13 protein-coding genes are annotated in these 13,786 nt (G+C 44.0%); 4 read left to right on the top strand and 9 right to left on the bottom strand.

Annotation, left to right across the window (positions count from 1 at the left end; all coding sequences use genetic code 11):
- Positions 1–12 precede the first annotated feature (12 nt).
- A complete protein-coding gene (locus tag OAG1_RS16960; protein WP_016400432.1) occupies positions 13–288 on the top strand; it encodes a DUF3634 family protein in 276 nt (91 codons plus the stop codon).
- A 13-nt stretch (positions 289–301) separates the two neighbouring features.
- Here OAG1_RS16960 and OAG1_RS16965 read toward each other — a convergent pair whose 3' ends face one another.
- From OAG1_RS16965 to OAG1_RS16980, 4 genes are all read right to left on the bottom strand, one after another.
- Entirely contained in the window at positions 302–1,957 is a 1,656-nt protein-coding gene (locus tag OAG1_RS16965) for a trypsin-like serine protease (protein WP_338622116.1), read from the bottom strand.
- Between the two features lie 281 nt (positions 1,958–2,238).
- Positions 2,239–2,739 carry a carbohydrate binding domain-containing protein gene (locus OAG1_RS16970; RefSeq protein WP_338622117.1) on the bottom strand — a complete coding sequence of 167 codons (501 nt, stop codon included), beginning with the start codon at positions 2,737–2,739 and terminating at the stop codon, positions 2,239–2,241.
- A gap of 479 nt (positions 2,740–3,218) precedes the next feature.
- Positions 3,219–3,959 carry an ABC transporter substrate-binding protein gene (locus OAG1_RS16975; RefSeq protein WP_194164065.1) on the bottom strand — a complete coding sequence of 247 codons (741 nt, stop codon included), beginning with the start codon at positions 3,957–3,959 and terminating at the stop codon, positions 3,219–3,221.
- Between the two features lie 145 nt (positions 3,960–4,104).
- Entirely contained in the window at positions 4,105–5,340 is a 1,236-nt protein-coding gene (locus OAG1_RS16980; RefSeq protein ID WP_338622118.1) for an extracellular solute-binding protein, read from the bottom strand.
- A 190-nt stretch (positions 5,341–5,530) separates the two neighbouring features.
- Between OAG1_RS16980 and OAG1_RS16985 the strand changes: the two genes are divergently transcribed.
- On the top strand, positions 5,531–6,754 hold the full coding sequence (locus OAG1_RS16985) for a DEAD/DEAH box helicase (RefSeq protein WP_338622119.1): 1,224 nt from the start codon (positions 5,531–5,533) through the stop codon (positions 6,752–6,754).
- Positions 6,755–6,824: 70 nt separating this feature from the next.
- Positions 6,825–7,175: a DUF2750 domain-containing protein gene (locus OAG1_RS16990; protein ID WP_338622120.1), complete on the top strand. Its 351-nt coding sequence runs from the start codon at positions 6,825–6,827 to the stop codon at positions 7,173–7,175.
- 92 nt (positions 7,176–7,267) lie between these two features.
- Here OAG1_RS16990 and OAG1_RS16995 read toward each other — a convergent pair whose 3' ends face one another.
- Positions 7,268–7,441, bottom strand: coding sequence for a hypothetical protein (locus tag OAG1_RS16995; RefSeq protein ID WP_016400439.1), 174 nt, complete (start codon positions 7,439–7,441; stop codon positions 7,268–7,270).
- Between the two features lie 322 nt (positions 7,442–7,763).
- Here OAG1_RS16995 and OAG1_RS17000 point away from each other — a divergent pair, with 322 nt between their 5' ends.
- Complete coding sequence (locus tag OAG1_RS17000) at positions 7,764–8,942, top strand: MFS transporter (RefSeq protein ID WP_338622121.1); 1,179 nt, start codon at positions 7,764–7,766, stop codon at positions 8,940–8,942.
- Positions 8,943–8,944: 2 nt separating this feature from the next.
- On the opposite strand, the gene OAG1_RS17005 is transcribed toward OAG1_RS17000, so the two are convergent.
- The 4 genes from OAG1_RS17005 to OAG1_RS17020 all read right to left on the bottom strand — a co-directional run bounded on the left by OAG1_RS17005 (position 8,945) and on the right by OAG1_RS17020 (position 13,705).
- Positions 8,945–9,634, bottom strand: a complete 690-nt coding sequence (locus OAG1_RS17005) for an SDR family NAD(P)-dependent oxidoreductase (protein WP_338622122.1) — start codon at positions 9,632–9,634, stop codon at positions 8,945–8,947.
- 218 nt (positions 9,635–9,852) lie between these two features.
- On the bottom strand, positions 9,853–10,902 hold the full coding sequence (locus OAG1_RS17010; protein WP_338622123.1) for a 3-oxoacyl-[acyl-carrier-protein] synthase III C-terminal domain-containing protein: 1,050 nt from the start codon (positions 10,900–10,902) through the stop codon (positions 9,853–9,855).
- Entirely contained in the window at positions 10,893–11,603 is a 711-nt protein-coding gene (locus OAG1_RS17015) for a hypothetical protein (RefSeq protein ID WP_338622124.1), read from the bottom strand. Before OAG1_RS17015 ends, OAG1_RS17010 begins: the two co-directional genes overlap by 10 nt.
- Positions 11,600–13,705, bottom strand: coding sequence for an MMPL family transporter (locus tag OAG1_RS17020; protein WP_338622125.1), 2,106 nt, complete (start codon positions 13,703–13,705; stop codon positions 11,600–11,602). Before OAG1_RS17020 ends, OAG1_RS17015 begins: the two co-directional genes overlap by 4 nt.
- Between the last annotated feature and the right edge of the window lie 81 nt (positions 13,706–13,786).

Raw genomic sequence — 13,786 nt, forward strand, 5'->3', positions numbered from 1 at the left:
TAGTAGGTGAAGATGTTAAAAGCGATCAGTGCACAATTTGTAATTAAAGTAGATGGTATTCGAGTAGAAGTAAGCAAGGGGCAAGTACCAGAGTATTTTATTCGAGAGATTAAGCTGGTACAGCGCAGCGCCCAAGCCATTAAAGGCAAAATCTACGGGATGCGCCGAGGTCGTCAAATAAACCTAGAGTGCTCAAAAGAGATTCCCGAGCACATCCTACAACGCTTACGTAATGTTTGGCGCCCTAATCCAACACCGAGTAACGATGGCAGTTTAAAGCGCCGCTAAGCGACGTGCGAAATTACGCTACTTGCTTTCTACGAAGCCAAGCAAGAGACAGCAGAGCTAAACCAGCAAAGCCAATACTACCTCCACCAGACTCCGCTGCTGGTTGGCTGATGTTTACCAGCTCGTCTGCCAATTTTGAGGTGAAATCACAATCTATAGAGCTAGATTCATTAGCTCCCTCTTCAAACTCTAGCCTCATGATTTGAGTATATAAATGCCTCTCGCTAGGGCTCATTTTTGCACCCACACTGGAGTTAGTATTAGCCTGAGTCGTAGTAGCTGCATCAGCTTGATAAGCGATTTTAACCGAGTGAACCCCTTCGGGTATATCGACTGCTAGTTCAGCCTTACAATCTCCACTTAACTGATATTTAGAATGCTCATCAACACTTATGGATAAAGAACCAGAGCCACTATAGCTGCCAAGGAAAACATCCAAAGCCAACTGCCCAGGGCCTTCAATATCGCCTACTAAATACTGGCGCACTTGCTCATTACCAGATTCGAAAGCAATTCCTTCATCAAGCAAACTGCTCCATTGCTGCAATCCACTAACATTCCACACATCAAACGGAGTATCGTATACAGCTAGCAATTCAGAAGGCATTTGCGGTAATACTAAGAGATCAATAGTGAGGGCTTCATCAGCCAAGTTAAACGTTAGCTCTGCAGCTGCGTGACTAGCTTCGTTAAGCAATACATCCAGCTTCAACTGACAACTCGCACTTACTTCTAGCACGCTACATTCATTTGTATCAACAATACTGAAGTGCTCAGAGCCCACGTCAAAATCGCTTAGCTCAATTGTCGAATCACTGGTATTTTTTAGGTTTATGCTTAAAGGCTGGCTTTGATATGGATCTTGGATATGCCAGATTTCTTCTTTTGCAAAATCAAGAGGACCAAGCAACTCCAGTTGCATCGCCTTAATCCAATCCAAGTAGCGTCCTATTCGGGTGAATAACCCCATGTAGTTATAGCCATGCGACACTAAACCAGCATATACCTCCTCACCATCAACAAACACAAATGCAGGCGTTCCACTATCGCCAGGGGCAGGTCCTTTAGTCCGCTTTCCAGAACAGATAAAGTCCTCATCTGCGATGGCATGCGGAACATCCGCAGCAATTTGGTTATTACAGGTATCGATATCTGCTATTGGGGATATAGCCCCTTGCAACTGATAAGCGGGCTGATAGCTTTCATAGGCTGTAGAACCCAAGCCTAGTATTTTTAAGTTTTCTCCTGCTTGTAACTGTAGATTTTCAGCTTCACTAATCAATCGAACCGCTGGATAGTTTTCGGGATAACTTGCCATTTGATAAACAGCAATATCTTTATCATAGCTGCCAGCCACATATTGAGGATGGATAACGCTTTTAGCGAGAGGGTAACAATTATTCTTTGCTGCAGTGCCACTGCCTCCCATACAAGCATAAGCACGTGTTGCAGGAGCAAGAGCTACACAGTGTGCAGCACTTACAATCAAACCCCGGCCGATATAAGCTCCGCCACATTGGTGAGTCTCAAGGCTTCCAAGCCCAGTAAAATATCGCAGCGAAACCACACTTGGCCAATCTTTATCGGCCTCTTGCTCTCCACCAACAACGGCATTTGCACTACCGACAAACAGGCTTAAAATTAGCCCAAACCAAATCCTTATGCTCACTTTCCCATCCTTAGCTTTATAGTTTTTTAGCACCCTACATTTAATAATATAAAACTCAATAAAAGGTTGATGAATTTGTGATCAAGCGAAATCTAAGAAGAACTACCAAAGTAAAAAACTACAGCACTAAAATACATGCTGTAGTTCTTTAAGATTTAACTAATATGGACAAGCAAAAGTCCAGAGAGACCTATTAACCAGTAACATCGATATTTGAAAAGCTAGTTAACGGATTACAAGAAGCGACAAAGTAACTTTAGCTACGCGATACTATAGTCAGACTAATCACGCTTAGGCTTTACTCTAATACGATCGAAGCGACCTTGCCCACCTTTTCGATAAGCACCAAATATGGTGACCTTATCGCTAATACCGCTGTTAAAATCGACTTCAATAACTTCCCAATCACCATGGTAATCATCGTCCGCATAGGTTTGGATGGAAAACTCTTGAAACTTGTTAATAAGTTTTTGTTCTTCGGTGGCCTCGGTTGTTACAGTCACCCCTATTTTTCCAGAGCCTTTCAAAAACACCGCTAAGGTATAATCGGTATTGGGTCGCACAGTTACTTCTTGCTCAAAACGGCCACTTTCACCGGTTATTTTGGCAGACGATTCATCATCGCGCCCTTGGCCTGAAATAGCGGTTGAACCAGACTTCTTCCAGCCATACCAGCCCTGCTCAAAATCAGGGTTAAGCACCAAGACCTTGGCCACCGCGGCTTGGCTAACTACCAGTGAGCATACACACCCACAGAGTATCGATAGTACTCGTTTTAACATGTTCAATTTCCTTATTTTTTGTTTACCGTACTGTCTCTTTTCGATAGCAAACTGCAGCCTATTATTGGTACTCTTAAGCCGCAAAATAAGTAATCTTATAACACAAATAAATCAGGTTAGTTTTACTCCAATCTTTGTTGGATTAATCCCTGCATTGGCCTTCCCATACCAACATTTGTAATACCAAACTACTTATTGATGATTTTCTCGGGAATTATTGTTTAAAAACAGAGACAAGCGGTGATTTTGTGAGCCAGCTCATACACTTATTACATAACCTGAACTCGAGATAAGAAAGTGACGAGAACTCTAAAAGCCAGTATTTAATCTAGCTCCCTGTTTCTGGGGAGATAGTTTTGCTTAGCTCAAGGCGAAGCCGTGCGCCAATAGCTAGCCTATTGCAAGTAGCTTCAATACCGAAATAAGTAGAATTAGCCTAACTAGTCAATTTTCCCGAGCTCAGCTTACATAGCAAGCCGTCAGTTGGTCATTGCGGGAACAGGGATCTGTTGAGAATGATAGTAGTGAGCAATTGTAGAAGTCAGTTTTCCAGAGTAATGAAGATAGTTAAGCAAGTGCTCTAGCTTTTCTCGCTGCTGATATAAGCTTGATTGACGGGAGATACCTATATACACCTTGCTGTCGTAAGGCACTTCAAACTTAGCAATCTTAAATTTTCCAGCCCACAAGGAAGAGTTCAAGGCTTTATGGCGGCCAGTCTCGCCGGCTAAGCATACATCAACGCGTTTTCGTTCAAGCATTTTCAAGCATTCGCTTTGGTTGTTTAGCTTCACTTTATATAGTTTGTGGTCTTGATCGAAGCGCGCGAAATGCTTAGCCCCAAGCTTAATGCCTACCCGCATGGGATAAAGATCTGAATACTGGTTTAAGCTTCGTAGTTCACTTTTACGTATAACGAAATAATGACGAGCAGTGCTTAAGTAAGCGGGCTCTAAGAAGTAGATATCTTGTTCACGCTGCTCAGTTTTAATTAAACCTGCGGTTATGTCCACTTGGCCAAGCTGCAAACTGCGCAAACGCCTAGCAAACGGCAAATAATAATTGACACTTTCCACCCGAGCTTCTTTAACCAACAAGTTCATAATGTCGTGGCTCAGCAGATGTTGCTTTGTAGAATAGGCTACTCGCCAAGTCGCTCTTGACTCAGCCATTGCAGTATTTAGCAACAAATAAAGCCCAAGCAACAATAAGACCCTCATTAGCAAAAAATCCCTTTTAGCTAGCATTAAGCCTATGATTCCGTTAAGGCTTTCTCAAAAAGTCGCAATCAGGCTACAGCAAAGCAAGGTCAAATTAAAAGCACCCAAACATAAAATCATTAAGATGAGAGTTGGAAATAATTGTTTACAGCTTAGACTTGGGAAGGCTTGCAGAAAGCTTAAATGCAAACTGCCTTGCCTGCTCTAAATCGCGCTTTAAGCGCGGTATATCTGCATCGTCTAAAAAACGCGTAAAAGCCTTTACCGCGATTTGTTCAAACGCAGGAATGGTATCGCGATCAAAATACTGCGATACGCCAATAGATTCCTTTAGCATACTCGCGCCTTCACTCACTAAACTATCACTACTCACTTCTGACGCAGTAGAAGCAGGTATATAGCCTAAGCCTTCAGCTATTTGGGCTTGTACTTCTGCCCTTGCCATATACTTTATAAACTCTTCAGCTTGGTACACCTTCTTGGTGTGTTGAGCAATCATAAACACATCGGTGGGGGCTACCTCATAGGTGGGTAGATCATACAGCACCGGAAATGGCATAAATCCAATATCGTCTTCCAACTTAGCTGGCCACTTGGTGGCTACAAAATTACCTAACAACAAAAATGCTATCCGTTCTCGGTAAAAAATGGGTAATACTTCATCCCATGCGTAATCATGATGATCAGCATTAAAGAAGCCGTGTTTGATTAACGAGGCCCATTGTTCATAGACTGGTGTTAATCGAGGGTCATAAAAAGAGACTTCCCCTCGAAGTAATTGCTGGTGAAAGCTAAGGTCGTTTATTCTCAGATTTAGATGATCAAACCAAGCTGCGGCTGGCCAATAGTTTTTGGTACCAATGCCAATGGGAGTAATACCAGCTTGTTTAAGCTGTTCGCATTGACGAACAAAATCCTCCCAAAAACGTTGCGGGCCACCATGTTTTTCGATAAGTGATTTTCGATAAAAAATACCCCAGTGATAATAAGCAAAAGGCAAGGCATATACCTGCCCTTCTTCACTCACTCCACTTTGTAAATGGGCAAAACTATCAGCAAGTTTTAACTCTTGCCAAATATGATTAATTGGCCTTATCAGGCCCTTACGAGAAAACTGAAACAAGCGTTCAGAAGCTTGCCAGTGCAGCACATCGGGTGAGTTTTCTCCCCCTTTAAGCCACTTATCGATCTCGCTTTTATAATCTTCATCACTGCGAATAATCGTTTGAATATGAATGCCAGTTTCTTGAGTAAAAGCCTCAAATACAAAATGAAAACTATCGCGTTGCTTGGGTGTTAACAGCAAAGACACTCTAAGCGGCTGGGCAACACAACTTAAACTTAAAGAGACAATTAGCAAGACTAGCCATTTGAGCGACATAAGGTTCCTTTACTATTCGTTTGCTAACCCTCTGGCTAGGTGTAGTTATAGTGTAGTCTCTATTGGATAATCTCGCGTTAGCGCGCTCCGGCTAATAAGTGACAAAAAAGCCAATAAAAACAAAAGCCAGTAGCTTTGTGAGCGATTAGGTATACTTAACTTAGCCTCAATCAGCGTGTTTTAAGAACCAATGACATTTAACCAACTGCCTCTCAACCCTAACTTACTTAAAAACCTTAGCGCTTTGGGCTATCAACAAGCTAGCGAGATTCAACAGCAAGCCATACCTCTGGCGTTGGCTGGTCATGATTTAATGGCTTGTGCCCAAACCGGCACCGGCAAAACCGCAGCGTTTTGCTTGCCTATTTTGCAAGCCCTTAGCCAACAAGAACGTACTCACCCTATCCAAGCCTTAATCATCACACCTACTCGTGAGTTGGCTCAGCAAGTGCACCAAAACCTAGAAAATTACGCCAAAGGCTGCGAACTTAATTGCGCATTGGTGTATGGCGGTGTGAGTATAGAGAAGCAGCAATTAGCTCTTAAGCTAACCTGCAACATAGTGGTGGCGACTCCAGGCCGAATGTTAGATCACCTAAAGCGCGGCTCCTGTGACTTAAAACACTTACAACATTTGGTATTAGACGAAGCCGACCGCATGCTCGACCTTGGCTTTAAAGATGAATTAAGAGCCCTATTCAAGTATTTACCACAGCAGCGCCAAACCATGCTGTTCTCAGCTACCTTAGATGAGAGTATTTACCGTTTTGCTAAACCTTGGTTAAACCAAGCCAAACAACTAAATATTGCCAAAGCTCATAGCAAGGCAGTAAAAATAGAAGAACGCGTTTACAACGTGGACCAAGATAAAAAAGCCGCATTACTTTGCCAATTAGCTAAAAAGGCCAGTTGGCAGCAAGCCTTGGTATTTTGCCGCACCAAACAAGGCGTGGATAAACTGGTTAAACAGCTAATTCAACAAGGTATAAGTGCCGCAGCTTTACATGGAGACTTAAGCCAAGCCGCCCGCGAACAAAATTTAGTTAAATTTAAGGCTTCTGAAATACGTCTCTTAGTCGCAACTGATGTAGCGGCTCGGGGGATAGATATTGAAAATATGCCCTGTGTTATCAACCTAGAGCTACCTTACCAAAACGAAGACTATACCCACCGCATTGGCCGTACTGGTCGCGCAGGGCAAAGCGGCGTTGCCATCACATTGTTGAGTGTTGACGACGAACACTTACTGCACGACTTAGAAGCCCAACTCGACCGCCGATTACCTCAGCAATGGTATCCTGGCTTTGAGCCCGATTTCAGCCAGCCCGCACCCTCTAACAAACGTAATTCGCGCTCTGTGCAAAAACGTAAAGCCCGACAACGCGCCCTAGGCAATAACAAGCGACACAAATAATTCATCGATAAACATTGCCTAATTGCCAACAATGGGCAAGGATCCAGTATTACTTAAATCGGAGCAAAACATGTCTACTTCAGAATCAAATCTATCAGCCTTTAGCCAAGCAGTAATTGCTGCAGGGGAGCTTTGGGTGCTTAGCGCCGATGATGAATTTGTCGTGGTGGATTCCATCGAATTTGAAGCCACCGACGTAATGCCGCTATTTTCTAAGCAAGCAAATGCGCAAGCCTTATGTATTGAAGATTGGGCGAGCTATCAGCCAGTAGCCGTTAAACTTGAAGAATTTTTTGAAGAATGGTTACCAAGCCTTGATGAAGACAAAGTATTGGTGGCCATAGACTTAGATGAAAACTTAGTAGGCGAAGAAATCGAAGCATTTACTTTGGCCAAACAACTGGCCGCAGACGACGCCTAAGCACAAACAAAAACGCCACTCTGCAGTGGCGTTTTCTTTTTATTGCTAAGCACTTAACTGAGCTAGCTTAGCTGTCTCACCATTAATCGTATTTAAGAAAATGAGCTGAAATCCGTTAAATACGAAGCCAACTGTTTTTGCTCATGATACTCGTCTATTCTGCGCCGAGTACGCGAACTATTTTTGGCTTTTTTAGCGTGTTTAATCTGAGCGGCTTTGTCTTCGTCTTCCCACTCATCAATATCATCAAATCTTGAAAATCTCATCGCTGGCAACCTAATTTAACTAAAAATATAACAGGCTATATTGCGCGACAAAAAGTTAGCTAAGCTGAGCTTTTTTCGCCATTTAAATGTGCTAAAAAACCCTACTTTCGTCAATCTATTTCACAGCTAGTAAAAACCATCCAACAAAACAAATAACCATTAATAAACAATGCTTTAAAGTAAAAATGAGTTATTTCCCTACCGAGTAAAACTTTCTTATCGTTACCATAAAAATTCTTTGTTTCAACGTGAACAAACTTACTGACATTATCGCGCGGCTTTGGATAAAGCACTGTCTATTAATCGTGTTTGTAGGTACGCCATGTTAAACAATTCTGCACACCAGCCCAGCTCAGGGATCCTTAGCCCATTGTTAGGCTTGGGCTTATTTGCGGTAGCCTCAGGCTACCTCATGAGCCTATTACCACTGGCCTTAACAGCCTTAGCGCTTCCACTGTCGTTAAGTGCATGGTTGGCCAGTGCGTATTACACAGGTTTGTTACTCGGCGCCTTACAAGCACAGCGCTTAATCGCAGCTATTGGCCATCGGACGGCCTTCATCCTTTGTTTGTTAGCGTTGCTCGCCACCGTTTTATTGATGTTCTGGCTTCCCTATACGAGCGCTTGGTTAGCCCTGCGCTTACTGGCTGGTGTGGCAACCGCAGGTATTTTTGTGGTGGTTGAATCCTGGCTTTTACTGGTGGATGACGACAAACAGCGAGCCTCTCGCTTAGGTATTTACATGCTGACTCTTTATGCTGGCAGCGCTGTTGGTCAGTTGTTAATAGAGCCAATCGGGACCGCGGGCTTAGTGCCCTTTTTAAGCATTGCAACTCTGCTGGCTTTAGCTATTTTGGCGCCTCTGTTTACGCGCACAGCCAAACCCCACCAGATTTTACATAGCGCTGTGTCTATCAAGGAGCTTTCAAGCTTAAGTAGGCCAGCCTTTATCGGCTGCATTGTATCCGGTTTGGCGCTGGGCCCAATCTACGGGCTAATGCCCAGCTATTTAGGTAGCTCAACTCAGTGGAGCAACAAGGTAGGAGTGTTAATGGCAAGCTTAGTACTTGGTGGAATGTTGGTTCAGCCCTTAAGTAGCTATTTATCGGCACGATTAAACAAAACCTTGCTACAAGCTTTCGCTGCAGCCATAGGCGTACTAGCAGCTTTGACGATAGCCATGGCTAACTCCTGGTTAGCCTTGTCAGTAAGCTTATTTATATTAGGAGCGGCGGCATTTTCTATTTACCCTATCGCGATATCTCAAGCTTGTGTAAATGTGCCAGCGGAGAAAATTGTAGCCATCACCGAATTAATGCTAATTAGCTATAGCATCGGCTCAATAAGCGGCCCGTTGCTGGCAGAATCCGCTCAAAGCTTGGCGCTTAAACTGCCTTTGTATATTGCATTGGTCTTGGCTAGTACCAGCATGTATATGTTGATTGTGGCCAGTAAAGAAAAAACGGGCCGAGGCCACCTTCCACCTACACTTGGGGTTTGAACTTAACGGTAATCCTGAGCGCAGTAGAGCTGGCCACTACCTACCTCTTCATCAAGTAATACCGGGACCAAAGCGCCCGGTAATACTGAATCTGGATGATTAGGCGCTTGCTCTCCACCTAAGTCGGTCTGCAACCAACCAGGATCCATTAAGTTCATAAATACACCGCTGCCAGCTAAGCTGGGCAGCATGTCGCGCACATAACGATCTAAGGCAGCTTTAGAACAGCTATAAGCCATAAGCTGAGGTTGGTCGGCAATGCCAGAGGTAACATTAACTATACGTCCCTCACCTTGCTGCTTCATTTGCGGTAAAAAGGCGTCACATAAACTTGCTGGTGCAATGCAATTTACTTGAAAACTTAAGGCATAATCTGAGGCAGGAACCACGGCGTCATCTCGCCAAGGCGTCATAATTGCGGCATTGTTATATAACACCGTCAAAGATTGATGAGTTAATTGATTAACTTGACTCACTAAACTGGCTACAGCTTGGTTATTAGACAGTTCGGCCTCTACCGCAACCGCGAAGCCTTGCTGGCGGGTAATCTCATCTACCACTTTTTGCGATGCGCTTAAGCTTCGACTGTGCACAATTACTTTGGCACCTTTAGCTGCTAGTGCTTTGGCAATGCGTAATCCCACACCTCGACTTGCCCCAGTCACTAAGGCCCATTTACCCGCTACTTGCATACTTTGCCCACCCTCAAACACTTTGAAATAAATTCACTTTCACAATGCTTAATCTTACCCTTAGTTAGGAGCAATCCAGCTTTCAGTCTGAGTTAAATTGGCAAAAATTGAAGTACTTCAAAAGAGAGTGAAACTGAATGAAACAGTGAGATAGTTACTCGCAAAATAAACCAACAAGTACCGCGTTAACTCACAGAAAAAATCAGCCAAATAAGGCCCTAATGCTGATAAACAAAACCACCATAAAGGTATTTTGTCGCTTCTGCTCCTAGCACCAATACTTGGTCTCCAAGCTCTAAGGGGCAATTCTCAAGTAAACGAGCAAAGCTTAACCAAATAGCTGCTGACCCAAGATTACCAAATAGTTTTGCATCATTAATGATTTGTTCTTTTGGATAGTTAAGTGCTTTGCTAAGTAGTTTATCGATATGGCCATTGGCTTGATGCGGCAAAATGTACCTAAAGTCACTGAGTTGATAACCCCGCGACAGCACCGCTTCTAAGCCTAATTCAAATAACTGTGAGCCAGTTTCCTTCACCTGAGTAATATTATGATGAAAACGCGCCATATTGCCCTCACCAACAGTATTGGCCCCTGCATCTAAGTAAAAGCCAGGGGCTTTGTTATGACCAATTTGCCCTAGGTAAATATCTTTGATTAATCGCTCTGGCTGGCTAGCGGGGCCAACAATAACTCCACCACAACCATCCCCCATTTGCACAAAATTCACTAACTGTTGCTGATCGACAAATTGCTTATCTAAATCGAAATATACCGAGCCAGTTTCACTGCCCACAATAGCCACTGGCGCTTGGTCTGCAGCACATAACGCACTAGCTAGCTGCAAACCATTGGCAAAACCGGTACAGGCTTGGCGAAGTTCGGCATAAGCGCCGTGGTATGCCAACTCATCGGCCAACCATGCTGCATTGGGCGGAACTTGGGTGTGCGGCGTACAGGTATGACTTAACAAATACCCTAGTTGCTCAACCTGCAAATCCGACTGCTGCAAGCACTGTTGTAGCACCTGCTTTGCCATATCCACGCCAGTTGGCGAAGCTTGACTGCGTGGCTGGGCAAAACTGCGGCTTAAAAAGCGCCGCTCCACCCCTAAACGTTTGGCAATAATTTTGGCTTTACGTGCCATGCGCCAACCACATTGCTCCGCCATGTAGCCTAACAACTGTTCATTAGCGACTGGCTGATGTGGCACAAACCAGTTAGCAGCCAATAGGTTTAATGAATGGCTTGCAAATTTTACTGCCATTTTAGCTCCAATCTTTTTTCTAACTTATCCAAATCAACGCCTATAATTTCAAACTGATCGGCTTGCTGTTTGAGCAGCTGCATTAATGCACCAAGCACCCACAAACGCTCCTCTGCCATGTCACTCACACTTGCCCCAAGATGCTGAGCAAAGTGCTTGCTCACATACACATGCTTGGCTTCGTCTTTTTTAATTAAGCCGCATAGCAGAGAAAAAGGATGACGACTGCCAATACTGCCGCGCTCAATCAACTGCATGAGCTGGGTTACACAGGCATCTAAACTGGCAATTCGCACAAACTGTTGCTGTAAGCTTAAGCTGCGGCCTAAGCCAGCATAAAATCGCTGCGCAGTACGGCGAACTTTATGCTGTTCTGCAAGCTCTGGCAGTTGAGAAAATACCATTTGTAGCGCTTCATCATGCCACGCTTCATCGGCTTCTACTTCATTTAAGGCTAATACTGAATCGGCGCATTGTTGCTGGCTAAATTGCAATGCTTGCTGCTGAAACACCAACTGGGCTGATTGTTCGCCACACAATAATAGCGGCATAAGTATCGCGAGTGCCTCGGTATGTGCTGAAGAGAATTCTAATGGTGAGCCTGCGTATTGCTTGCTCCAACTGGCAATAGGGTGCTGCAAGTTTAAGTTCGGTGTCGCTAGCTTGGCGGCAAAACAATTGCCCATAGCATGTCGTTTCAAGGCTGCCCTCCTAGCTCTGCTGACAAGCGGCTTTTAGCATGAGGTAAACACAAAGGCAGTATTATTAAGTCCACCATTATGGCTAATAACAGGGTAAGCGCTGAGAGCAAACCCATTTGCTGAATAGGCAAAAAATCAGATAGATAAGCTAGAGCGAAACCAACTGTTAGCGCCCCAGAAGTGAGCAGTAAAGCGGGAGTAATGCTAGCCATACCTTGCTGCAGCTGGGCGCCACCACGCACCGGATCAACCTTAAGTAATATGTGCAAACTATCATCAACAATTATGCCTAGCATCATACCCATTACCACCGCACTGCCTAAGCTTAAGTGTTGGCCAAATAGTTGCCATAGAGCAAATACCCATAATAGCGGAATGGCGTTAGCCAGCAGTGCTAGCAGCATTAGATACCCACTGCGTTTCAACACTAGCACCACCAAGGCCACTAACAAGAAAGCAAGGCTAAAAGACAGCAACATCGCTTGGCCATTAGCTTGGTTAAACTTAGCAAAAATGAGGTTGCTGCTATAAGCCGGTGATAATTGGATTTGCTCAGCCGCCGCCCACTGTGCCACTCGTTGCTCAAACTCAATAAGCTGGCGATTGCTTAAAGGCTGTAACCATACCGTGAGCAACTCTGCCTGTTTAGCTAGATCAAGCCCACTTTGCTGCACCGTAGACATACTCATAATTGCTGTTGGGCCTTGCGCAAACCAATCTAACCAATCATGTTTGCTGTTTACTTGACGAACTTCAGCTTGCTGATTTAAGTAGCCTAGCAATCGGCTTAATGGCTCTGAACGAGCCAAGGGATCATCGCTTTGTTCGTTAAGTTGATAACGCACACTATGTAAACCTAAAAACTGTTGCTGCAGTTTATCTCTGCTCAAAGAAAAAGCATTATCGGCTTTAAAGTAGTTCAAGGGATCATCATCAAAGCGCAGCTGACTTACCGCCCACCCCGCCACTAAGCTCACAACAAGTGCGGTCAGCAAAATAACGCGTCGATACTTAAGCAAAAGAGAAAAGTTAACTAATTTAGCGGGTTGTTTTGTGTTTATATTTTTTGAACATGTAATGCCTTTTAGCCACCAAGGCAGCAGGGAGCAACAGGCTAAGCCATTAACTAACACTGAAAATGCCACCATTAAGCCAAAATCAGCAATCGGTGGTGAAGGACTTAGATTCAATAATAAGAAACCTGCAGCGGTGGTTAACGCACCCCAAAGCAAAGGTGAGAACTTGTGCTCCAAAGCGCCCAATATAGCCTGATAGCTATCATTGCTCACTACTAACTGTTCTCGCCATGCAAAATATAAATGGCTGCAATAGGCCATAATTAGACTAATTATCACCAAGGGAATAAAAGCACTAATTGCCGCCAATTTTAAACCTAACCAGCCACTTAACCCCAAAGTAAGCAGCAAGCTAAATAAGGCGCAGCTGCCCATAGCAGCTAACCACCGCAGATTGCGAATAACCAAAGTAAATAGCAAGGCAAAACTAATCAACAGCGCTGGAGCAAACCAGCTCAAATCATGCTTCAATACTTTAAGATATTGCTGACTTAGCGCTAGCTCTCCAGCGTATTGATAAGAGACGCCTTCAGCTGCAAACTCTTGCAGCACACTATCAAGCTGCGAGAAAAGCTCTGGTACAAGCTTCGCCTGTTCAGCAATATTTGGCGCTACATTTAGGCTAAGTAAAACACTTAAGCCATCTTCGCTAACTAGCTGTTTTGCTAGTGTGGGAGGTAAGGCCGATTGCAAAGCTAAATCGGTCGTTGGGCTAACGGCTTCTACTCCCTCAAGCTGCAGTAGCTGCCGACTAATACTCTGAAGTAAAGCGAGTTGATGTGGGCTGGTCCAGCTTTGAGAGCCGATGAGCAAAACTTGAAGATTAGTAACAGCACCAAACTGCTGTTCAAATTTACTTAGAGCAATAAGCTCTGGATCATTCTTAGAGAAATAGGCTTGAATGCTGGGTTGCAAGTTGAGTTTGGGTAAGCCCATTAAGGCAACAATTAGCAGCAACAGCCAGCCAAATTTCACCCAAGCATGTTGCATGCTTAGGATAAACATTGAGGCCTTGGTTTGTTGCATAGTCCGCCTTTTATTAACTAAAAAATACTGCCTTTTTAACTAGACCAAGCAACACGCAATTTATTTTCAATAAAAATGAAT

The sequence above is a fragment of the Agarivorans sp. OAG1 genome (genome assembly GCF_037076485.1).
In the GTDB taxonomy this organism is placed as follows: domain Bacteria; phylum Pseudomonadota; class Gammaproteobacteria; order Enterobacterales; family Celerinatantimonadaceae; genus Agarivorans; species Agarivorans albus.